Below are 21,078 nucleotides of genomic sequence, written 5' to 3' on the forward strand. Positions count from 1 at the left end.
GGCTAGGGGCGAAGGGGCTGGGGCGTCTGATCCGTTAGGTACATAGGGGTTTATCGGCAGCGCGCGCGTAGCCCAACCGGTCATGAGGGGGCGCGAGAACCTGCGCCAAGAGAACCAGGATTTGGGCGCTTAAACAGCTCCGTCCCGGAGGAAACCAAACGTTCCTCCGGGACGGAAAATGCAACCCGCTGAAGCCGGTGTTGCGGGACGGGCGCAGTTGGCCTAGATGTCCTGCCAGCCGCGGCCGTCAGCGAAAGTGGCAACGAGGGTACCTACACCCGCAATGAGGGAGTTGGACGGGTCGAAGTACAGGGACGCCTCAGTGGCACGGCTGTGGGTGATCAACTGCTCGGCCTCCAGCTTCGCCTCGGGAACGGTGGCGCCGATGATGCCCGTCCGCGCCGGCAGTTCCGGGGTGTGCACAACGTCGGCCTTCGTCTGGGTCAGCGGGATGGTGGTGCCGGGGCTGATCTCGTCGTGGGGGAACTCAAACTCGGCGTCGTTGGCGGGCGCAGGAATGGTGTACTCCAGGAAATAGGTCATGAAACCACCTTTGCAGAAACGCACCATCGAATCCACCAACCCCACGTGGCCAACCGCCGGCGCGTACCTACTTGCCGAGGCCCGCTTTCCGCAGCGCCTCAGCCATCGCAGTATCGGCCGGTGCCGGCGGGGGTGAAGGAGCGCGCCCGGGGGAAGGGGCCTTGCGGTTCTGCCTGTTTGCGGACCGCCCCTGCTCCTGGCGCCCGCCCCGGTCGGATGCCGGGGCACGTCCGCGGTCAGCCCCGGGCCGGCCGCCCTGCCGGGCAGAGGCTGCCCCGCCCGGGGACGGTTCGTCGTCGAGCCGCAGGGTCAGGGAAATCCGCTTCCGCCCGGGGTCTGCCTCGAGGACTTTCACCCGTACTACCTGGCCGGACTTCACCACCTCACGGGGATCAGACACAAAGCGGTTCGCGAGCGCAGACACATGGACCAGGCCGTCCTGGTGGACGCCCACGTCAACAAAGGCGCCGAAGGCGGCCACGTTGGTCACGGTCCCCTCCAGGATCATGCCCGGCAAAAGGTCCGAGATCTTCTCGATCCCCTCCGAGAAGCTGGCCGCCGCGAACGCCGGGCGGGGGTCCCTCCCCGGCTTGTCCAGCTCCGCCAGGATGTCCTTGACAGTGGGCAGGCCGAAAGTTTCGTCCACAAAGTCGCGGGGATCCAGGGAGGAGGCCGGCGCCGGGCCCGCGGCAACCAGGATCTTGCGCGCCACTGAGTAGGACTCCGGGTGCACGCTTGAAGCATCCAGGGGTTCCGCTCCCCCGGTAATCCGTAGGAAGCCGGCGCACTGTTCAAAAGCCTTTGCGCCGAGCCGCGGCACTTTTTTCAGGTCCGCGCGCTTGGCGAAGGGGCCATGTTCGTTGCGGTAGGCGACGATGTTCTCACTCAGCAATGGCCCCACGCCCGCCACCCGGCTGAGCAGTGCCGGCGACGCAGTGTTCACATCCACGCCGACGGCGTTGACGCAGTCCTCCACCACGGCGTCAAGGCTCCGGTCCAGTTTCGACGCCGTGACATCATGCTGGTACTGGCCCACGCCAATGGACTTCGGATCAATTTTCACCAATTCGGCCAGTGGGTCCTGCAGCCTGCGGGCGATGGACACGGCTCCGCGGAGCGATACATCCATGCCGGGCAGTTCCGCCGCCGCTAGAGCGGACGCTGAGTAAACGGATGCCCCGGCCTCGGAAACCACCAGTTTCTGCGGCTTCCGGTCCACATCCGGCAGCCGCTTGATCAGCTCGGCGGCGAGTTTGTCGGTTTCCCGGGATGCAGTGCCGTTGCCAATGGCCACGAGTTCGACGCCGTGCTGCCGCGCCAGCCGCTCCAGCTTTGCCAGTGCTTCGTCCCACTTCCTGGCCGGAGCATGCGGGTAGACAGTATCGGTGGCCACCACCTTGCCGGTTCCATCCACCACAGCTACTTTGACGCCGGTTCGGAGGCCCGGGTCCAGGCCGAGCGTCGCCCGGTTCCCGGCCGGGGCAGCGAGCAGGACATCCCGAAGGTTCGCAGCGAAAACGCGCACGGCCTCGTCCTCGGCTGTTGCGAACATCTTGCCTCGCAGGTCTGCTGCTAGCCGGGCCAGCACGCGGGACCGCCACGCCACCTGCGCCGTTTCCACCAACCACCCGTCGGCGGGCCGGCCGCGGTCGGCGACCCCGAGGCACCTGGCCACCGCAGACTCGTACCGGGAACGTGCGGCGGCGAGGGCGGCGTCGTCCGTGGGATCCGCTTCGGTGAGGTCCAGCTCGAGGACGCCGTCCTTCTCGCCGCGGAGCAGTGCGAGGACGCGGTGGGACGGCATGCCGGCAGGGGCCTGCGCGAACTCGAAGTAGTCGGCGAACTTCTGCCCGTCCGCTTCCTTGCCCTTCTTCACGCGCGACACCATGCGGCCCTGCGTCCACAGCCGCTCACGCAATGTGGCGGCGAGGTCAGGGTCCTGGGCGGCGCGTTCAACCAGGATGGCCCGGGCACCTGCGAGGGCCGCGGCGGCATCGTCCACGGCATGCTCGGCGTTCAAGTACTTGGCGGCTTCGCGTTCCGGATTGAGTTCGGGGCGTTTGAGCAATGCCTCAGCGAGCGGTTCCAGGCCGGCTTCGCGCGCGATCTGCGCCTTGGTCCGGCGCTTGGACTTGAACGGCAGGTAGATGTCCTCGAGGCGGGACTTGGTGTCGGCGGCAAGGATGGCTTTTTGCAGCTCCGGGGTCAGCTGGCCTTGGGCGGCAACCGAGTCGAGCACTGTACGACGGCGGTCCTCGAGTTCGCGGAGGTAGCGCAGCCGCTCGTCGAGCTCGCGCAGCTGGGTATCGTCCAGCGTCCCGGTGGCTTCCTTGCGGTAGCGGGCGATGAAGGGCACGGTGGATCCGCCGTCGAGCAGTTCCACTGCCGCCTTAACCTGCCAGGCTTTGACCCCCAGTTCCGTGGCAATCTGCGTGTAGATGCCGTCCTCCCGTTTCTGGGGCGTGGACGGAGTGGTGGAAGGGGCCTGCGGCTGTTGGGTCACCAGAACATCTTGCCCTAAGCGGCTGCACGGCTCCACTGCCGTACGGTGCGAGCCCTGCGGTAAGGGTATTCCGCTGCCGCCCGCAAAGTGCTGTAGTTGAAATGCCGTCTCAGGCAACCCAACGCTCGAGGAAGAGGGCATGATGCGGGAGCTGCTTATTGTGTTTCAGGAGGGGTTCGAGGAGGCAAACATCACCGTGACGGTGAACGGCAAGCAGGCGCGGCGCGACTTGGATGTGTCCACCAATCCGATCCTTGGCATTGCGAACGAGGTGTCAGTTGAGCTGCCGGCGAAGGGTGCGCATGTGGGAGTTGAGGTGACCAACCGCGGCCTTAAGGCGATCACGAAGGTCAGCGGAAAACCCAAAAGCGTCCTGGTTAATATTCAGGACGGGAAGCTTGTTATGACGGAGGGAACGGGCCGGGAGGCGGTCCTGTAGCCCCTGGAAACCATGGCCAAACCGGCCTATAGTAAAAATCCATTTGCTGGAGTAGCATCTGATCACCGCCGGCTTCCCCGAGGAGCCCGGCGGGCCAACTTCACTAGCCAAGGGCCGTCGGATGGCTTTTTGGCGCCTGCTGCCGGGACAGCACACCGAGCAGCAAACGACGGCGGCACCCAAGCCGGGTGCCGCCGTCGTCTCTGTCAACAGGATGCTTTGGAAAGCGCCCCTTAGCCCGCGTACGCCGGGTAATCCGTGTAGCCCTCAGCGCCCTCCGCGTAGAAGGTGGACGGGTCCGGCTCGTTCAGCGGCAGGCTCTCGTTCCAGCGGCGGGCCAGGTCCGGGTTGGCGATGGCGGGACGGCCCACCACCACGGCATCGGCGTGACCGTCGGCTACCAGGGCCACGGCTTCCTCGCGCGTGGTCACAACACCAAAGCCAGTGTTGACCAGGAACGTTCCGCCGAACCGGGCACGGAGATCCTGGACCAGGTCGCCGGAGGGTTCGTGGTGCAGGATGCTCAGGTAGGCGAGGTTCAGCGGGGCGATGCTGTCCACCAGCACCTCGTAGGTGGCACGGACATCTGCTGCGTCCACTTCGGCGATGCCCTGCACATTGTGCTCGGGTGAGATGCGGATGCCAACCCGGCTGGCTCCGATGGCTGCCACAACAGCGTTGACCGTCTCGATGACGAACCGTGCCCGGTTTTCGGGGGAACCGCCGTAGCTGTCATCTCGGACGTTCGAGTTCGGTGCCAGGAACTCGTGGAGGAGGTAGCCGTTGGCCGAGTGCAGCTCCACACCGTCGAAGCCGGCTTCGATGGCGTTCAGTGAGGCGTCGACGATTTCCTGCATGACCAGCGGCAGTTCGTCAGTGGTCAGCGCATGCGGCACCGGATACGGCTGCTTGCCGGCCGGGGTGCGGACCTCACCCTCGATGGCAACGGCGCTCGGGGCAACAATGGTCTGGCCGCCCGTGATGTCCGGGTGCGAAACCCTGCCGCCGTGCATGACCTGGGCGAACATGCGTCCGCCCTCGGCGTGGACGGCGTCGGTGACCTTTTTCCAGCCTGCTATCTGCTCTTCGGTGACGATGCCCGGCTGGCCGGGATAGGACCGGCCGGCGGGGCTGGGGTAAGTACCTTCGCTGACGATCAGGCCCAGGGATGCCCGCTGGCGGTAATGCTCTGCGAGGAGGGGTCCCGGGATGCCTTCTTCGCCGGCGCGGAGCCGGGTCAGGGGCGCCATCACCAGGCGGTTCGGGAGTTCAAGTTCACCAAGGGCCAGAGGGGAAAACAGCATGCGCGGTTCCTTTCGGGGGTTGCCAACGTTCTGTTAGGCCCAACTGGCAGGCGTATGCAACTATTCCGGATGCGGCGGGAATCACACAGTGACCGACGACGGACTTGTGTGGGTGCCGGGGGTTTGGCTGAATTCCGCCCCTACCGCGTGGCACCAACTCCCGGGCAGCCCTGGCCTTGCGGGTTCGCGTTGCAGTCATCGGCGTAGTTCCGGGTCAGGGACCGCCAGACGCTGATGGTTTGCGGCGGTGCGTTGAACTGCCCCTGGCCGGGGATGGGCAGCGGAGGGCCGGCGTTGACCGAGTACGTTCCCTGGAAGGATGTGGTCAGCACAACCTGGAAGTCGCCGGTTGCGCCGTAGGCATGGCTTGTCCTGGTCTTCTCGCCCCACCGGTCCTGCGGCAGCGGGCCTCCCATGGACGGCTGAGGTCCGAAGACGGTGCCGTCGCCGTAGTTCCAGGTGTATTGGACGGGGGTTGCGACAACGTGCACCGCCTGCCCGAACATGCTGATGTCGAACTGCTGCTGAGTTGCTTCTGCATAGAAGTTGGTCTCGGCACCTCGAAGTGTGTGCGGACTGGGCTGCGCCACCACAGTTCCGGCATTGACGGGAAGATTCTGGAACTCCCGCTGGATGTCGGCGGCAATGCGCGGCAGCAGGTCCTCTGGCTTAGCGTCAAAGAGGCAGGTAGGTCCCGAGTGGATGGCCCACACGGCGCCAGGAACACCGCGCGGCCTTGAGTGCCAGATGACAGGAATTCCGTCTTCACCATCAGGGCCGTCTTTGCACTCCAACTGCCGGCCCAGGCAGGGGGTGTCGAAGTCTCCCCCGCCGAGATGGCACTGAAGTTCGTACTTGTATTCGTTGGGGTCCGTGTGCGCCGCCCCCGGTTCAGCGTGGCCAAATTCGCCAGTATTGGGGTCAGGTACCCATGTATCCGCCCCCACTCGAACCCCGGTGTCCATAAAGCTTCCACCGATTCGTGGCTTCGACTTTGACCCGTCTTCTGCATAGGCAACCAAGAAAGATGTCACCACAAGCACTAAACAGCAGGCGAGGATTGCAACGACCTTGCCTATGGCACCCATGGCTACCGGATCAACCCCAGGTCGCTGACCACCCATCCTGCGTCAGAGAACTTCACCATAGCGACGCTTCCGACGTTCGTTGCGGCTGTCTTCTCTTGATATGGGCTTCCGTCTTGGTTATGAATGACCACTTCTTTTTGCAGCACTTGAAGAACCACCTGCGTGGAGCCTTCGGTGGAAGGCTTCGCGGTTGCAACCGGAATTTCTATTTGACCGCCAGAAATCCACTTGTCTTCAGCCCAAGCAGCTTCGATGTCATCAACAAGCCCCTGACAAAAAGTGCACTCAGGTCTGGAAAACTGCGATAGCGCTTCAGTGTCACCCGTCTCATAGGCATAACTCAGCACGCTAAACCAATACTTCGTGAATGCTTCCGCCCCCTCCTTCGTCTCCGTCTTTGCCACCTCGGGCAGCACTGGGACGGGGACGCTTTGGGCCGGGCCCGAAGCGTCCGCGGGTTTGTACACGGCACTGGGAGTCGGCGTCGGAGTGGGCGTGGCGCTGGGCGACATGGACTCCGCGGCGCTGGAGGATGGGCCCGGATCTGCAGGTGCGCCGCCCGAACACCCGGCCAGCACGAGCGACCCAAAAAGAATGAAGGCAATTGCGCCTGCGCGCATTCCACCGGACGTACAGCTGTTGTGCGATGTCATGGGCCGCTATTCCCCCAGTAGTTTTAGACGGCATTCTCCGGACAGTGACTTAAGGGTAGCCCAGATCACATTTCAGCGATAAGAGTTATCCACAGGCACTTCGCCCTCGGTTCTACCACTGCCGGAAGCCGGCACAAAGTCACAAAGGAGGCCGGAGCAGCAGATGCTCCGGCCTCCTCAACAACGAAATGCGGCAACTAAGGCTTCGCGGGCAGCACCAACTCCCCTGTCTTGTCCGTCGAAAGTGCCAGGGACGAAACGTACTGCGGGCCGCCGTCGGGAGCGTCCTGCGCGGACCGGACCATGTCCGGCCGCTCAAACTCAATCCCGGTCACGTGGCAAAGAAGCCTGGCGTCGCTGGGGTTGCCGTCGGGGTCGAACATGGGTAGGTCGATGCCGTCGTCGGTCCTCCGCAGGTAATACCGCCCCTTCGTGAGAAGTGCCAGCACGGGCGGAAGAACCAGGGCCAGCCCCACCGCGAAGATCGGCGAGAAGGGCTGGATGGCCGGCCCAAAAGCCCCAAAGAACACAGCAATCGAAATCCCGGCAGAAACCAGCATCGAAACGAAGCCCACCGGATTTACCGCGTAAAGCATTCCGCGGCGGAATTCCGGCACTTTGGGGGAAATCTTCAGCAGGTACTTATTGATGGCAATATCCGAGGCTACTGTCACAACCCACGCCATGGCGCAGTTGGCATAGAAGCCAAGAATGGTGTTGAGGAAATCGAACATGTTGGCTTCCATCAAAACAAGTGCGATGAGCAGGTTGACCACTACAAAAACCATCCGGCCAGGGTACGTCTTGGTAATCCGGGTAAAGGAGTTTGTCCAGGCCAAGGACCCGGAGTAGGCATTGGTGACATTGATCTTGATCTGCGAAATGACCACCAGCACCACGGCAAGCGTCATGGCCAGCCACGCCGGCATCATCTCCCGGTAAACACCCAGGAACTGGTGCACCGGCTCGTTGGCAGTGGCAGACGCTGCGGGATCCAAGGACGCAATCAGGTAGATGGCAATAAACAACCCGACGATCTGCTTCAGTGCCCCAAAAATTACCCAGCCCGGTCCGGCCAGGATCACGGCCCGCCACCACGCGCCCTTGTTCGCGTCGGTGCGGGGCGGCATGAACCGGAGGTAGTCGATCTGCTCGGCGATCTGCGCCATCAGCGACAGGCAGACGCCCGCAGCGAGCATCACAGACGCCAGGTTCGGCGCGCCGTCGCCCGATTCTCCCGTGTATGCAAAGAAGCTGTTGATGCTCTCCGGGTGGGAAATCAGCAGGTAACCAACCGGCACCACCATCAGGAGCAGCCACAGCGGGGTGGTCCACACCTGCAGCTTGGCCAGGGTGTTCATCCCGTAAATCACCAGCGGAATGATAATGACAGTGGACGCCGCATACCCCAACCACTGCGGAACACCCAGCCCCACCTCCAGCCCCTGCGCCATGATGGAGCCCTCCAGCGCAAAGAAGATGAACGTGAAGGTCGCGAAGATAACGTTGGTGACCACCGAGCCGTAGTAGCCAAAGCCGGAACCCCTGGTAATCAGGTCCAGATCGATGTTGTACCGGGCAGCGTAGTAGGCCAGCGGGAAACCTGTGGCGAAGATGATCACGGCGGCCACGAGGATGCCGAAGATCGCGTTCACGGTTCCGTAGGCGATGCCAATGTTTGCGCCGATCGAGAAGTCGGCCAGGTAGGCGATGCCGCCCAACGCACTGGTGGCCACCACTCCCGCACTCCACTTCCGGTACGATCGCGGCGCAAACCGGAGTGTGTAATCCTCCAGGCTTTCCTTGGTGGCGTTCAGTGCAGCGGCATTACCCGTAGGAGAACTGCCGACGACGGCGGCAGGCGGCTGCGATGCCGGCTCCAGTAATTTGGTGGTTTCCATGTCATTACTCATCTATGTGCGTCGCTTTCGTTGCAGGAGCTTCCTGCGCTGACGCTATCCAGCGCGGACGACAGTCCCGTCACAGCCTTGTTTCCACAGGGTTAATCCTTGACAGCCCCTGTCAACAAGAAGCCCCGCAACGGATTCTCCCCTAGCGGATTTCTACCTAACGTAGAAGAATAGGCACCATGATGTTCGAACACGCAGATGGAAACCCTGTCCTGGAACTCAATGACGAACAGTCCTGGCGCCTGCTGGAAGGGACAAGGCATGGACGCCTTGTTGTCTCCGTTGCCGGTGAACCGGACATCTTTCCCGTGAACTACGTCAGTTCCAAAGGCAAGCTCTACTTGAGGACCGCACCGGGCAACAAGCTCGCCCAGCTGACCATCAACCCGGCAGTGCTCTTGGAGGCTGACGGGATCCTCTCGGACGAGGCATGGTCGGTGGTCCTTCGGGGTAAGGCGAGGGTGCTGAACACCTCAGCCGAACTGGCGGAGGTGGAAGGGCTGGGCCTGAAATCGTGGGTGCCCACGCTCAAGGACTTCTTTGTCGAGATCGAACCCACCTCCCTCAGCGGACGCCATTTCCAGTTTGGGGAGCAGCCCGAGCGCTGAGTCCCGGCTTCTAGACTGGAAGCATGGCGGATAAGCTCACGCCGGAGCGGCGCAGCTGGAACATGTCCCGGATCCGGGGTAAGCACACCAAGCCTGAGCTGCTGGTGCGCCGGCTCCTCCACGCCAAGGGATACCGGTACCGCCTGCACGGGCGTGCCGGCGGAAGCCGGCTGCCGGGCAACCCGGACCTTGTGTTCGCTGGCCGGCGGAAGGTCATTTTCGTCAACGGCTGCTTCTGGCATTTCCATGACTGCCGCGTCGGCCAGCATGCGCCCAAAGCCAATGCCGACTTCTGGGCCGCGAAGCGCGAACGCACCAAGGAGCGCGATGCAAGCCAGCGCCGCTTGCTGGAGGACGCCGGCTGGGAGGTACTCACCCTGTGGGAGTGCGAGCTCAAGGACAGCTCAGCACTCGAATCCCAGCTGGTGCGGTTTCTGGGATCCACCAGCCCAGCGCATCGTCCCGGCACAGAGAAACGCCATTCTTGAGCCAATCTTTAGGCTTTATCCGAGCCGATCTTGATGCGGTTCCAGAAAGATGGGGGCATTGTCCCCATAAGGGACTGCAGGCCATTTCCATCTCGGCATGCGGCCGCGGCCGGCGTTTATTGGCCGACAATTCCCTGACTTAAGTATTAGGGACAGAAACCCGCAGTCCCATCAAGAAACCCACAATTATCCTGCGAAACCATTATTAGGAAAAGGAACACCCCTAATCTGAAGAAGACGAAATTCCGCCCATGAGCGCCCCGTTTCCCAGGTGGAAAGCCCCAGCCGAGAGGACCGTAATGACGCTGTCTGGTGACGCCGGGAGGCCGCTCGTGGACAGGTCAGTCCTGGACAGGCTGCGTGCGGAACTTGAGGAGGACGAGGGTTACTGCAGGATCTTCGTGGGAAACTTCATCGACTATCTCCCGCACCGGATCGGACGGCTGCAGCAGGCTTTGACCACCGGGGACCTGGACGGGTCAGTGGACGCGGTCCTGAGTTTGAAGACATCAAGCCAGATGGTGGGGGCCGAACGGCTGGCGGGCCTGGCCATGGCCTTGGAAGGTGAAATCCGGAGGGAAGCCTACAAGGCCGACGTCGCGGTCGTCCTGCCCAGGCTTGCGGCGTCCTTCCTGCGGCCCATCAGCCTGTGCAGCCGGCAGACAATGCACCGGTTGCAGTCTCAGTGCTCGCTTGGAGCCAGCCGGTAGCCGACGCCGCGCACCGTCTGGAGCCATCGCGGCTTCTGCGGCGAATCACCCAGTTTCTTGCGCAGGTTGCCCATGTGGACCTCGACGGACCGTTCGTCCGCTTCGCTGATGTAGCCCCCGACGTCGTAATCCTCGTCCCGCAGCCGGCGCACCAGGTCCGCTTTGGTCCGGACAGTCCGGCCTGCTTCCAGCAGGGCGTGCAGGAGTTCGAACTCCGTGCGGGTCAGGTTCATTTCCGTGCCGTCCACGGTCACCGTGCGGGACGCGTAGCTCAGCTCCAGCCCGTTGTGGCTGTAATTCCCCCGCTCGGGATGCGCGGCGGCATCGGCGGAGGCCTCCACACCCGAGGCTTCGGCCGATTCGGGCCCGGAACGGGGGCGCCGCATCATGGCGGCGATCCGGGCGCGGAGTTCGCGCGGACGGAACGGCTTGGTGAGGTAATCATCGGCGCCGGATTCGAGCCCGATCAGCGTGTCCAGCTCTTCCGTGCGGGCCGTCAGCATCACGATGTAGGCGTCCGAGAACTCGCGGATTTGCCGTGACACTTCAAAGCCGTCGATGTCCGGCAGGCCAAGATCCAGGGTGATGACGTCCGGGTTCAGCGTCTTCGCAGTCAGGACGCCCTCGGCGCCGCTGCTGGCAACGGTTACGTCAAAGCCGGCCTGGGTCAGGACAGTACGGACCAGTTCGCGGATGTCGTGGTCATCCTCGATGACCAGTCCCACACGTGCATCACTCATAGCGCCCCCTCAGCAGCCGACGTCAGAAGTATAGCTGCCTGCGGATATCCTGCTGCTATGGCTCTGCACACCCCACCCCGTAAGCTGCCGCGCAATGACTGACCCCATCGCATGGTCCACGGGGAAGCTGAGGTTTTTCCGGCGCCCTTTCCATGAGTACACGTTGACTGAGCGCGTGGCATTGAGCCAGATGCCGCTGTTCGTGACCACCTTGCTGACGGCGTTCCTGATCTGGGCGTTCTTCCCCTCCACCATGGGCAACCCCTTGTTTGTCACCTTCCTGGTGTCACAAATCGCCATCATGGCCCTGTGCTACCTGGTGCCCTGGCGCCGGCTGCCATACACGAGCTTCCTGGTTATACCGCTCCTGGACTTCGTCTCCATTGCGCTGGGCCGCGAAGGCGGGCAGGAAAGCCTGACCGGGATCAGCCTGCTTGCCGTGTTCCCGGTGATCTGGTTGTGCGCGTCCGGCTACTATCCCCGGGCAGCTTTGTGGCTGTCCTTCCTCGGGCCGCTGGCCATCATCTGGGTCCCCTTGCTGATCAAGGGCGCCCTGACCGGGCAGGATTTTGCGCGGTCGTTGCTCCTGCCAGTGATGATGCTCGGCATTGGCGTCTCGGTCAGCGTCCTCACGCTCAGCATGATGCGCCAGCAGCGCGAACTGGAGGAAAAGGACGCCCAGCTGCAGGCCAACCTGCGCAGCAGCCAGCGCCAGGAGTCATTGCTCAATACCGTCCTGGACACCGTCCACCTGGGCGTCCTCGCCGTTGACGCCGACGGGCATGACGTGCTGATGAACCGGAAGCAGCGGGTTAACCACGAGCTGGCCCGGCCCAAGGACATTGCGGATCCGAATGAGTCCCAGCTCCTGGTCTTCGGCCCGGACCGGAAAACCCTTGTTCCCGTCGAGGAGCGTCCGGTCCGGCGGGCGGTGCTGGGCGAAACATTTACCGACTACCTGGTGTGGCTGGGTTCCGGCAGCGAACAGCGTGCTTTTGTGACCACCGCGCGCGCCATGAAGGACAACGACGGCACCTTCACCGGCTCCGTGATCGCGTTCAGCGATGTGACCGACCTCGTCAACGCGCTGACCGCCAAGGACGACTTTGTCTCCAGCGTCTCGCACGAATTCCGGACGCCGCTGACGTCCATCCTCGGATACGTGGAGATTCTCCTGGGTGACGAACCCGACGAATCGCAGGTGGACATGCTGGAGATCATCCGCAGGAACTCGGAACGCCTGCTGACGCTGGTGTCCGACCTGCTGTCCAGCCGCAACGGCCAGCTCATCGTGACACCGCACGCCGTGGATGTGGCGGAACTGGTGCGCACCAGTGTTTCCTCCGCCATGCCCAGGGCGGCCGCCTCGGGTGTGGAGCTCACCGCCGAGACGCCGGACCGTCTCGAAGCCCACGTCGACGGGCCCCGGATCTCCCAGGTAGTGGACAACCTGGTCTCCAACGCCATCAAGTACTCCCCCGGTGGCGGCAACGTGCTGGTGACGCTGGCCCAGGAGGACGGCCACCTCGCCTGCCGGGTAACCGACACCGGCATGGGTATGACCCCGGAGGACGCGTCGGAAGTCTTCGCCAAGTTCTTCCGCACCAGCAACGTCCGCAGGACCGCCATTCCCGGAGTGGGCCTGGGCCTTCCCATCAGCAAGGCTATTGTGGAAGCGCACGGCGGGACCATCGGCGTGGAAAGCACACTCGGCGAAGGAACCACGTTTATCTTCCGGGTCCCCGTCTAAATTTCGACAAGCTCAATCACCGGCGGTTGCGCACTCAATCACCGGCGGTTGCACGCGCCTGCCGGACAATTTCGCCCCAGGACTGCCGGGCGAGTTCCTGGATGGCGGCGAGGATTTCCGACGGCGGGCGGGACAGGTCCAGCGGAAACTCGACAATATCGATGTCCGTATTCAGGATGCGCCGCAGTTTTACTTCCCCCGCGCCGGCGTAAACCAGCCAGGCGGTGGGCACGGCCAGGGCGGTGCAGTGCGCCAGCATCTGGTAGTGGTCAGCGGTCAGGGAGGCTCCGAGGTCTGAGGCAGCCTTGTACTTGGTGTTGTAAGCCACCACGGGCCGGCCGCCCAGCAGGTGCACCGCGTCCGGCCGCACAGATAACCGGTCAGCGTCCCGCACCGCCTCGCTCAGGAGCGCGTTGTACTGGAGCCGTAGCTCCCCGGGATAGGAAGCCATCGCCTCGCGCAGCGCCTTGCCCACGAAGTCCTCGAACACCTGGGCCATGTCCACCACAAAGGACGCGGTCTGCTGGTGGCCTTCGCCGGCTTCCGCGGAGGCGTTGCGCAGGATGAGCTCCGACAGGCGGAGGACGGCGTGGTAGCGGACATTCATGCGGGTGGCTGTCCACGGCGGCAGCGGAGCGCCGGCTGGAAGGCGGGTGACGGCGTCGAGCTTTCCCTTGAGTTGGCGCAGCCGGCTCAGGACGTCGGGCCGGACCCGCGGTACCTGGCCCATGCGTTCCAGTGCCGCCCGCAGGATGCGGTTTTCGGCGATGTCCTCGCTGAATTCGTCGTAGGACACTTCCAGCGGTACCAGCATGCCGGGCCGCCGGGAGATCTGGTCCGAGATCCTGATCCGGCCTTTAACGGTGCGCAGTGACTCGTCCACGGTGCGGTAGCCCTGCAGCACACCGCGGCCCAGCGCCCGCTCCGCCAGCTGGGCCAGGGATTCAGCCAGGGCGCTCCACAGTTCCCGCTCCTCCACGGCGGCCACGGAGTCGGGACGGAAACCCTGTTCACCCGCGTAGCTGAGCAGGACCAGGAGCCGGCTGAGCCCCAGCCGGTCCTTGGGCCGGACATCGAGCTGCACCGTAGAAGTCCGCACCGAGCCCACCTTGCCTATCGGCTCAATCCGGTAGAGCCCCATACCCATCGGCGAGGCCTTGGCCAGGCCGCTGGAGTTCAGGAAGGAGGCGCTGGCCGGGTCCAGCCGTTCCACGATGCCGCGGGACAATTCGTCCAACACCAGGTGCCGGACAGAAGCACGTGGATCAGCGGCCTGCAAGGCGTTCCAGCAGCCGGTCCAGCCCGAAGCGTTCCTCGAGTTGCGCCCGGGTCAGCTGTCCGTGGTAGTGCTCCTCGAGCAGTGGCATCAGCTCGTACTTCCAGATCCGGCGCAAACCGGCGGGCGTCCGGGCGGCCGGCTTCATGAAGTACGAGGGGCCGATCATCAGGTCCCGGTCCCACTCGTCGATGGCCCCGTTCAACGCATCCAGAAGCCGCGCCGGGGTGGTGTCCAGCTGGCGGGCTTCAAGGAACCGCAGCAGGGACCCCTTCACCGGTTCGGTCTGCGGGTGCAGTTCGATGAAGGCAAAGCGGCGGCGGATCGCGGCGTCCATCATGGCGATGGACCGGTCCGCTGTGTTCATGGTGCCGATGATGTACAGGTTGTCCGGCAGCGTAAACGGCTCGTTGGGGCTGTACTGCAGGTAGATCCGGTCGTCGCGGTACTCCAGCAGGAAGTACAGCTCGCCGAACACCTTGGCGAGGTTGGCGCGGTTCATTTCGTCGATGATGAGGAAGTACGGCTTTTTCTCATTGCCGGGTTTGGCCGCCTCCTCCGCCAGCCGGCGCAGCGGTCCGGCGACGAGCTTGAAGGACACCTGGCCCTCGTCCGTTTTATCCGGCCGGTAGCCTTCGAAGAAATCCTCGTAAGCGTAGGACGGGTGGAACTGCACGAGTTTGACCCGCTCGTCAGTGGTGTCGTCCGCGAGCTCGGCCGCGAGGTGCTTGGCCAGGTAGGTCTTCCCGGTGCCTGGCGGGCCGTACAGGACCAGCTGCCGGTTTTCCTCCAGCAGTTCCGCGATCTCCTGCAGCGGCTCAAGTTCCATGTGCAGCGAGTCAGCGAACTCGCGGGTCAGCGGGCGGAAGCCTTCCTGGACGGGAGGGACGACGGCGGCCGCTTCAGCGTCGCCGTCGGGCTCGGTTTCCGCTTCGGCGGGCAGCAGGCCCTGCAGGGCCTGGACCACGCGGGTCACGTCAACGACGATGCCCGGGGTGGCGAGCTGGCGCTGGACGTGCCGGGGAAGGCTGGTGGTGGTGTGCCCTTCGTCGAACCAGCGCACCTTCCGGCGCAGCCGCCGGTTGTCCTCATTGTGTTCAGGCTCGCCGAGCACCCCGCCCAGCCGAACCTTTCCGGCGTGCTGGTACAGCACCAGGTCCCCGGGTTTCATCACGGTCAAGAAGGCAAAAACGGCGGTTTTGGTGTCCTCGCGTTCAACGTAGCCGAGGTGCTTGTAGTCCTCGTCCACGGCGTGCTGCACCACCCCTGCGGTGACGCCGGGGCCCAGCAGGCGGAGATGTTCGACGTCGAGCGTCACCTTCTCCTCGTCCGACCAGGCCGTGAGCAGCTCGGTGTTGTCGCTGTGCGTGCGGAGCAGCCACGCGCGCCGGCCGGGGTCGCCCACCTTGCGCCACTGGCTGATCAGCTGCCGGGCGTACCAGTCGATCCGCTGCCCGGCCTGTTCATCCAGGTGGAGGCGGATGCGGTGGATGTCCGCGGTGATGTCCTCTTCGCTGTCGCCTTTGGCCCCGCCCACCAGCGAGGCGAACGCGTCCCGGATTTCCTGCCGCTCCACGTCCGCCACGACCGGCTCGAAGTAGCTGGGCCAGGCGAGGAACTCGATGCTGCGGCGGATGGCGGGCTGATCGTCCGGCGTGGATGCGGCGAGCCGGTGGAACTGCAGGGGGTCCTTGATGGCTGCCTGCACCACGCTTGCCGGCCGCTGGGCCACGTTCTGCACAAAGCGGCACAGCCATTTGAGGTGGTCCCAGATGGTCCAGTTGAATTCGGCGGTCCGGTCGCGGATCACGCCGTGGTCCGTCATGCCCGCGTACAGCTCGACCGGGAGTTCCAGCGGCGGCTCCAGCCAGCCCGCGGCCTCGGCCACGCGGGCGCGCTTGACCTTCAAGGATTTCACCTCGTGGGCCAGCGGAAGTGACTGCAGGAACAGCAGTTCCACGGCCAGCTGCTTGGCCCCTCGGGTGGCGCCCTCCAGGTTCTCACGGAGGTTTGTCATCATGGGGGCCTTGGAGTCAGCGATGCCCCGGTCCAGGCGATCAAGCAACTCCGCGGCGGCCGGAACGGACCACGTCCTGGTGCGGCCGTCCAGGGGTGAAGCCTTTCCCTGCAGACCCGGCCCCAGTACGAACCACGCCGCATCCTCAATCTCCTTGGAGATGCCGAGGGCGCGGGTCATGGCAACAGTGGCAGTGGGGGTCATGGACTCAAATTTACAGGGTGAAGCTGGACGGGCGCTCAGAGCGGCCTGGCGCCCGTCCGGTTTCAGCGGCTACATCGCTGTTATGGGCCGCTTCCGGCCGAAGGTGAAGTACCCCACCGGGCCAATGAAATTGATGAATGATGCCGCCCGCCAGGCAGCTTTAGGACCGTTGATCTGGGCCGCCGGGCGCTGGGAAATGTCCCGCTGCGCTGCAATCAGCAGGGACAGGTTGACGAGTCCGGCCAGAATGGTGCCGGCCTTCGCGGCCGGGGACATTTCCTTCCAGGTCTTCTTCTTCCTGGCGACTCGGGTCTTGTTCTTGGCCATGATGATCTGCTCCTTGGTTCGGGTTATCAGTTTCTGACGGGGTGCTTTTCTGTGCAATCTTTTCTGTAAGCGCCAGTGGAACCAGGTCCGCCGGTCACGCCGTGAACGGTGCCATCCGTTCCTTCTGCTCGGGCGTGAGGCGCTGCACCCGCCCCGTTCTCTCGTCCACAAAAGCCAGGTGGCTGCTGGCCTTCACGCAGTCTTCCCGGGTGACGGGGTCCTGGAGCAGGTAGTGGATATCGAAACTGGCGCCTTTGACCGCGCCGATCCACACCTGCACCACGGCAGGAACGTTCCGGTACTCCAACGTCCTGACGTACCGGATCTTGTGGTCCACCACCAGCGCCATGGTGCCCTCGGGAACATCGTTGAACAGGGAGACGTGCGGTTCCACGCCCGGCAGTCCCGCTCCCCGGGGCGGCCCGAAGGCCGCGATCCGGGCTTCCTCCAGCATCCGAACGATCTGGACATTGTTGATGTGGCCGTAGGCGTCCATATCGCCCCAGCGCATGGGGACCAGCACCTCGATGCGGCTGGCCTCCTGCGCCGCGTCCTCCCGCTCCGCGTCCACCTGCAACCCGGTCTCCTGCGCGCTCAGCTGTGCACCGCCGTCGAGTCATCCACCGGCGCTTCCCCTGCGTCCGCGCCCGCGAACTGGGACATGTAGAGCCGGTAGTAGGCTCCTCCGGCCGCCAGGAGGACCTTGTGGTTGCCCTGTTCCACGATCCTGCCGTTTTCCATCACCAGGATGGTGTCGGCGTCGCGGATGGTGGAGAGCCGGTGGGCGATCACAAAGCTGGTGCGGTCCGTCCGCAGCGCTGCCATGGCCTTTTGCACGAGAAGTTCGGTGCGGGTATCAACGGAGCTGGTGGCCTCATCGAGGATCAGCAGTGACGGGTTGGCCACGAACGCGCGGGCGATGGTGATGAGCTGCTTTTCGCCGGCGCTGACGTTGTTGCCTTCCTCGTCGATGACCGTGTTGTAACCCTCGGGCAGGGCACGGACGAACCGGTCCACGAACGTGGCTTTGGCTGCGGCCATCACCTGCTCTTCGGTGGCGTCGAGGTTGCCGTAGCGGATGTTGTCGTAAATGGAACCGCCGAACAGCCAGGCGTCCTGCAGCACCATGCCCACCTTGGAGCGGAGCTCGGACCGGCTGAGGTGGGTGATGTCCACCCCGTCCAGGGTGATGGATCCGGAGTTGAGCTCGTAGAAGCGCATCACCAGGTTCACCAGGGTGGTCTTGCCGGCACCTGTCGGCCCCACGATCGCCACGGTGTTTCCCGGTTCGGCCGTGAAGGACAGGTTCTCGATCAGCTTCTTGTCCTCGGTGTAGCTGAAGGTGACGTCCTTGAAGTCCACGTGCCCGTCCGTCTTGGGCGGAAGGTGCTCGGTGGCGGTTTCAGTGTCCTGTTCGTCGGCGTCGAGGAACTCGAACACGCGCTCCGAGGACGCCACGCCGGACTGGAGCATGTTGGCCATGCCTGCCATCTGGCCCAGCGGCTGGGTGAACTCGCGCGAGTACTGGATGAACGCCGTCGCATCTCCCAGCGACATGGAGCCCGAAGCAACCCGGAGGCCGCCCACCACGGCGATCCCGACGTAGCTGAGGTAGGACACGAACTGCATCACCGGGAAGATGATGCCGGAGACGAACTGGGCACCGAAGCTTGCCTTGTAAAGGGCCTCGTTGCGTTCCTCGAACCTTTCCAGCATGTCGGCGTCCCGGCCGAAGACCTTCACGAGGTCGTGCCCGGAGAAGGATTCCTCGATCTGCCCATTCAGGGAACCGGTGTTCTTCCACTGGGCGGCGAACAGTTTCTGGCTGCGCACGCCGATCATGCCGGCAGCCACGCCGGAGAGCGGCAGGGCGACCAGTGCGATGAGCGCCAGCTGCCAGGACACGATGAACATCATGACCACGATGCCCAACACCGTCAGGACTGAGTTAATCAGCTGGGCGAAGGCCTGCTGGAGCGCCTGCTGGATATTGTCGACGTCGTTGGTCACCCGGGACAGGACGTCGCCGCGCTGGCGGGTGTCGAAGTAGTTCAGCGGCAGCCGGTTGAGCTTCTTCTCGGTATCGTCGCGGAGCCGGCGGATCACCTTCATCACGATGCGGTTCAGTACATACCCCTGCAGCCACAGGAAGATGTTGGCCACGAAGTACATCAGCAGCACCACGGCGATGAGTGTGGTGAGCTTGTCGAAGTTGATGCCGGTGCCGGGCACAAGCTCCATCCGCGACACCATGTCAGCGAAGTTGTCCTGGCCCTGCTGCCGCAGGCCGTCCACGAACTGGTCCTTGCTCACCCCGGCGGGAAGCTGTTTGCCCACCACCCCGGCGAAGATGACGTCCATGGCCTGGCCCAGGATCTTGGGGGCGATGACGTTCAGGACCACGGCGATAACCACCATAGCCACCACCACGTAGATCCCCAGCGCCTCAGGCTTCAGCAGCCCCATCAGCCGCTTGGCAGAGGGCCAGAAGTGCTCGGCCTTCTTCGCAGGCATGCCGCCGAACATGTCGCCGTCAGCTTCGGAGGGCTTGTACTCCTCCTCGACGAATTCGTCGTCTTCCAGGACGTCCGCCGCCGGTCCGGCGTTGAGCTGCTCTTCGGCAACGGTGTCTTTCACCCCGGTGGAGTCCTTCTTGCGGGCGCTCATACCATTTCCTCCACGCTCAGCTGGGATTCAACAATTTCCTGGTAGGTGGGTGAGGTTTCCAGGAGTTCCTCGTGTGTTCCGCGGTCCACGATCCGGCCGTTGTCCAGCACCAGGATCTGGTCCGCTTCGGTGATCGTGGAAATCCGCTGGGCCACGATGATGACGGTGGCGTCGGCAGTGCTGTGCTTGAGCGCGGCCCGGAGCCGGGCGTCCGTGGCGACGTCCAGGGCGGAGAAGGAGTCATCAAACAGATAAACGCGGGGTTTGGTCACCAGGGCCCGGGCAATGCAGAGGCGCTGCCGCTGCCCGCCGGAAACGTTGGTGCCGCCCTGGGAGATGCGGGAGTTCAGCCCGTTCTTTTTCTCCCGGACAAAGTCCGCCCCCTGTGCCACCTCGAGCGCGTCCCAGAGTTCGTGGTCAGTGGCCTCGGTCTTGCCGAAGCGCAGGTTGTGCTCGATGGTGCCCGAGAAAAGGTAGGGCCGCTGGGGCACCAGCGCCACCCGCTTGGTGATCTCGGTGCGGTCCAGCCTGCTGACGGGAACTCCGTCCAACAGCACCTCGCCCTCAACGGTGTCGTACAGGCGCGGCAGGAGCGAGAGCAGGGACGTCTTGCCCGCACCTGTGGAACCAATGATCGCGATGGTCTGGCCCGGCCGGGCAGTGAAGCTGACGTTGCTCAGGACCGGCGCTTCGGCGCCGGGGTAGGCGAACGTGACGTTCCGGTATTCGACCACGCCGGCGAGGGACGCGGGCGCCTCCGGCCGCTCGGGGTCATGGATGGAGGGCTCGACGTCGAGCACCTCGCCGATGCGGTCGGCACAGACCGAGGCGCGGGGAATCATCATGGCCATAAAGGTGCCCATCATGACGGCCACCAGGATCTGCAGCAGGTATTGCAGGAACGCCGTCAGGGCGCCCACCTGCATGTCTCCGGAGTCCACGCGCTGCCCGCCAAACCAGAGCACTGCGGCGGTGGACAGGTGCAGGATCATGCCGATGGCCGGGAACATCAGAACAAACAGGGAGCCGATCTTCAGGGAGACGTCGGTCAGCTCCTTGTTGGCCTCACCAAACCGCTCGGTTTCGTACGGTTCGCGGACGAATGCCCGCACCACGCGGATGCCAATGATCTGCTCGCGCAGCACCGCGTTGATGCGGTCGATCTTTTTCTGCATGGACCGGAACAGCGGCATCAGCCGGACCACGAGGTACCCCACCACAACGGTCAGCAGGGGCACGGAGACCCAGACAAGCCAGGACAGGCTGATATCCTCACGCAGCGCCATGATGATGCCGCCGACGCACATGATGGGGGTGGCCACCATGAAGTTCAATCCCATCAGCACGAGCATCTGCACCTGCTGGACGTCGTTGGTGCCGCGCGTGATCAGCGTAGGCGCACCAAAGGCGTTGACGTCCTTGGCGGAGAAGCTGGTGACTTTGCGGAACACTGCGCGCCGCAGGTCCCGGCCGAGGGCCATCGCGGTCTTGGAGCCAAAGTAGACACCGGCAATCGCAGTGCCCACCTGGACGAACGCCACCAGCAGCATCACGGCACCCGTACGCCAGATGAAGTCGGTATCCCCGCGGGACACGCCTTCGTCGATGATCCGGGCGTTCAGGCTCGGCAGGTAGAGGGCCGCGATGGTGGAAGCCAGCTGGAAGAAAATGACAGCCAGAATGTACGGCGCATACGGTTTTGAGTAGCGCCGGATGAGGGTGAGGAGCATGATTCCAACTCTAGTGTTGACCACCGACAACACGCCGCCCGGGAAGCATATTTTCCGTGGAATTGATTAATTCGGGTCCGGGAAGCACAGAGCCGCCGCCGGGCACCGGGTGGTTCCGGTG

18 protein-coding genes are annotated in these 21,078 nt (G+C 64.0%); 5 read left to right on the forward strand and 13 right to left on the reverse strand.

The genetic code is table 11. The features are described from left to right. Positions 1 to 222: 222 nt before the first annotated feature. Together FNL14_RS22135 and FNL14_RS22140 are read right to left on the reverse strand one after the other, a co-directional pair. A complete protein-coding gene (locus FNL14_RS22135) occupies positions 223 to 543 on the reverse strand; it encodes a hypothetical protein (protein WP_091417948.1) in 321 nt (106 codons plus the stop codon). A 67-nt stretch (positions 544 to 610) separates the two neighbouring features. Next, positions 611 to 3,046 (reverse strand): Tex family protein, encoded by a 2,436-nt coding sequence (locus FNL14_RS22140; RefSeq protein WP_142064743.1) that lies wholly within the window; start codon positions 3,044 to 3,046, stop codon positions 611 to 613. A gap of 142 nt (positions 3,047 to 3,188) precedes the next feature. Between FNL14_RS22140 and FNL14_RS22145 the strand changes: the two genes are divergently transcribed. Continuing rightward, positions 3,189 to 3,485 (forward strand): hypothetical protein, encoded by a 297-nt coding sequence (locus FNL14_RS22145; RefSeq protein WP_091417945.1) that lies wholly within the window; start codon positions 3,189 to 3,191, stop codon positions 3,483 to 3,485. A 233-nt stretch (positions 3,486 to 3,718) separates the two neighbouring features. Here the strand turns inward: FNL14_RS22145 and FNL14_RS22150 are convergent, their stop codons facing one another. The 4 genes from FNL14_RS22150 to FNL14_RS22165 all read right to left on the reverse strand — a co-directional run bounded on the left by FNL14_RS22150 (position 3,719) and on the right by FNL14_RS22165 (position 8,443). Further along, positions 3,719 to 4,789 carry an alkene reductase gene (locus FNL14_RS22150; protein WP_142064745.1) on the reverse strand — a complete coding sequence of 357 codons (1,071 nt, stop codon included), beginning with the start codon at positions 4,787 to 4,789 and terminating at the stop codon, positions 3,719 to 3,721. Between the two features lie 140 nt (positions 4,790 to 4,929). After that, positions 4,930 to 5,754: a hypothetical protein gene (locus FNL14_RS22155; protein WP_142064747.1), complete on the reverse strand. Its 825-nt coding sequence runs from the start codon at positions 5,752 to 5,754 to the stop codon at positions 4,930 to 4,932. Positions 5,755 to 5,879: 125 nt separating this feature from the next. Then, positions 5,880 to 6,530 (reverse strand): DUF6318 family protein, encoded by a 651-nt coding sequence (locus FNL14_RS22160; RefSeq protein ID WP_142064750.1) that lies wholly within the window; start codon positions 6,528 to 6,530, stop codon positions 5,880 to 5,882. Positions 6,531 to 6,727: 197 nt separating this feature from the next. Then, entirely contained in the window at positions 6,728 to 8,443 is a 1,716-nt protein-coding gene (locus FNL14_RS22165; protein ID WP_142064753.1) for a cytosine permease, read from the reverse strand. Between the two features lie 176 nt (positions 8,444 to 8,619). On the opposite strand from FNL14_RS22165, the gene FNL14_RS22170 reads away from it, so the two are divergent. The 3 genes from FNL14_RS22170 to FNL14_RS22180 all read left to right on the forward strand — a co-directional run bounded on the left by FNL14_RS22170 (position 8,620) and on the right by FNL14_RS22180 (position 10,246). Beyond that, positions 8,620 to 9,048 (forward strand): pyridoxamine 5'-phosphate oxidase family protein, encoded by a 429-nt coding sequence (locus FNL14_RS22170; protein WP_091417377.1) that lies wholly within the window; start codon positions 8,620 to 8,622, stop codon positions 9,046 to 9,048. Between the two features lie 23 nt (positions 9,049 to 9,071). Beyond that, the gene (locus FNL14_RS22175; protein ID WP_142064756.1) at positions 9,072 to 9,536 is read left to right on the forward strand and encodes a very short patch repair endonuclease; all 465 of its coding nucleotides are present in this window, start codon (positions 9,072 to 9,074) and stop codon (positions 9,534 to 9,536) included. Positions 9,537 to 9,835: 299 nt separating this feature from the next. Continuing rightward, positions 9,836 to 10,246 carry an Hpt domain-containing protein gene (locus tag FNL14_RS22180; protein WP_142064759.1) on the forward strand — a complete coding sequence of 137 codons (411 nt, stop codon included), beginning with the start codon at positions 9,836 to 9,838 and terminating at the stop codon, positions 10,244 to 10,246. On the opposite strand, the gene FNL14_RS22185 is transcribed toward FNL14_RS22180, so the two are convergent. Continuing rightward, a complete protein-coding gene (locus FNL14_RS22185; RefSeq protein ID WP_170850697.1) occupies positions 10,219 to 10,986 on the reverse strand; it encodes a response regulator transcription factor in 768 nt (255 codons plus the stop codon). The two genes, FNL14_RS22180 and FNL14_RS22185, sit on opposite strands and share 28 nt — an antisense overlap. 94 nt (positions 10,987 to 11,080) lie before the next feature. Between FNL14_RS22185 and FNL14_RS22190 the strand changes: the two genes are divergently transcribed. Then, on the forward strand, positions 11,081 to 12,736 hold the full coding sequence (locus tag FNL14_RS22190; protein WP_142064761.1) for a cell wall metabolism sensor histidine kinase WalK: 1,656 nt from the start codon (positions 11,081 to 11,083) through the stop codon (positions 12,734 to 12,736). A 34-nt stretch (positions 12,737 to 12,770) separates the two neighbouring features. Here the strand turns inward: FNL14_RS22190 and FNL14_RS22195 are convergent, their stop codons facing one another. The 6 genes from FNL14_RS22195 to FNL14_RS22225 all read right to left on the reverse strand — a co-directional run bounded on the left by FNL14_RS22195 (position 12,771) and on the right by FNL14_RS22225 (position 20,957). Further along, positions 12,771 to 14,015 (reverse strand): restriction endonuclease, encoded by a 1,245-nt coding sequence (locus tag FNL14_RS22195; RefSeq protein ID WP_181762744.1) that lies wholly within the window; start codon positions 14,013 to 14,015, stop codon positions 12,771 to 12,773. Next, positions 14,002 to 16,233 carry an McrB family protein gene (locus FNL14_RS22200; RefSeq protein WP_142064767.1) on the reverse strand — a complete coding sequence of 744 codons (2,232 nt, stop codon included), beginning with the start codon at positions 16,231 to 16,233 and terminating at the stop codon, positions 14,002 to 14,004. The genes FNL14_RS22195 and FNL14_RS22200 overlap by 14 nt, the downstream gene beginning before the upstream one ends. A 69-nt stretch (positions 16,234 to 16,302) precedes the next feature. After that, the gene (locus FNL14_RS22205; protein ID WP_091417365.1) at positions 16,303 to 16,560 is read right to left on the reverse strand and encodes a hypothetical protein; all 258 of its coding nucleotides are present in this window, start codon (positions 16,558 to 16,560) and stop codon (positions 16,303 to 16,305) included. A gap of 94 nt (positions 16,561 to 16,654) precedes the next feature. After that, positions 16,655 to 17,071 (reverse strand): thioesterase family protein, encoded by a 417-nt coding sequence (locus FNL14_RS22210; RefSeq protein ID WP_142064791.1) that lies wholly within the window; start codon positions 17,069 to 17,071, stop codon positions 16,655 to 16,657. A gap of 83 nt (positions 17,072 to 17,154) precedes the next feature. After that, positions 17,155 to 19,227, reverse strand: coding sequence for an ABC transporter ATP-binding protein (locus tag FNL14_RS22220; protein WP_142064770.1), 2,073 nt, complete (start codon positions 19,225 to 19,227; stop codon positions 17,155 to 17,157). Beyond that, entirely contained in the window at positions 19,224 to 20,957 is a 1,734-nt protein-coding gene (locus tag FNL14_RS22225) for an ABC transporter ATP-binding protein (RefSeq protein ID WP_142064773.1), read from the reverse strand. The genes FNL14_RS22220 and FNL14_RS22225 overlap by 4 nt, the downstream gene beginning before the upstream one ends. Between the last annotated feature and the right edge of the window lie 121 nt (positions 20,958 to 21,078).

The organism is Pseudarthrobacter sp. B4EP4b (assembly GCF_006680095.1).
Classification (GTDB): domain Bacteria; phylum Actinomycetota; class Actinomycetes; order Actinomycetales; family Micrococcaceae; genus Arthrobacter.

What these genes read in the sequence shown, in the direction of transcription:
- FNL14_RS22220 (WP_142064770.1), bottom strand. Translation starts at nt 19,227, where the DNA reads ATGAGCGCCCGCAAGAAGGACTCCACCGGGGTGAAAGACACCGTTGCC.
- FNL14_RS22185 (WP_170850697.1), bottom strand. Translation starts at nt 10,986, where the DNA reads ATGAGTGATGCACGTGTGGGACTGGTCATCGAGGATGACCACGACATC.
- FNL14_RS22205 (WP_091417365.1), bottom strand. Translation starts at nt 16,560, where the DNA reads ATGGCCAAGAACAAGACCCGAGTCGCCAGGAAGAAGAAGACCTGGAAG.
- FNL14_RS22145 (WP_091417945.1), top strand. Translation starts at nt 3,189, where the DNA reads ATGCGGGAGCTGCTTATTGTGTTTCAGGAGGGGTTCGAGGAGGCAAAC.
- FNL14_RS22155 (WP_142064747.1), bottom strand. Translation starts at nt 5,754, where the DNA reads ATGGACACCGGGGTTCGAGTGGGGGCGGATACATGGGTACCTGACCCC.
- FNL14_RS22190 (WP_142064761.1), top strand. Translation starts at nt 11,081, where the DNA reads ATGACTGACCCCATCGCATGGTCCACGGGGAAGCTGAGGTTTTTCCGG.
- FNL14_RS22175 (WP_142064756.1), top strand. Translation starts at nt 9,072, where the DNA reads ATGGCGGATAAGCTCACGCCGGAGCGGCGCAGCTGGAACATGTCCCGG.
- FNL14_RS22225 (WP_142064773.1), bottom strand. Translation starts at nt 20,957, where the DNA reads ATGCTCCTCACCCTCATCCGGCGCTACTCAAAACCGTATGCGCCGTAC.
- FNL14_RS22210 (WP_142064791.1), bottom strand. Translation starts at nt 17,071, where the DNA reads ATGCGCTGGGGCGATATGGACGCCTACGGCCACATCAACAATGTCCAG.
- FNL14_RS22180 (WP_142064759.1), top strand. Translation starts at nt 9,836, where the DNA reads ATGACGCTGTCTGGTGACGCCGGGAGGCCGCTCGTGGACAGGTCAGTC.
- FNL14_RS22200 (WP_142064767.1), bottom strand. Translation starts at nt 16,233, where the DNA reads ATGACCCCCACTGCCACTGTTGCCATGACCCGCGCCCTCGGCATCTCC.
- FNL14_RS22165 (WP_142064753.1), bottom strand. Translation starts at nt 8,443, where the DNA reads ATGAGTAATGACATGGAAACCACCAAATTACTGGAGCCGGCATCGCAG.
- FNL14_RS22170 (WP_091417377.1), top strand. Translation starts at nt 8,620, where the DNA reads ATGATGTTCGAACACGCAGATGGAAACCCTGTCCTGGAACTCAATGAC.
- FNL14_RS22135 (WP_091417948.1), bottom strand. Translation starts at nt 543, where the DNA reads ATGACCTATTTCCTGGAGTACACCATTCCTGCGCCCGCCAACGACGCC.
- FNL14_RS22160 (WP_142064750.1), bottom strand. Translation starts at nt 6,530, where the DNA reads ATGACATCGCACAACAGCTGTACGTCCGGTGGAATGCGCGCAGGCGCA.
- FNL14_RS22150 (WP_142064745.1), bottom strand. Translation starts at nt 4,789, where the DNA reads ATGCTGTTTTCCCCTCTGGCCCTTGGTGAACTTGAACTCCCGAACCGC.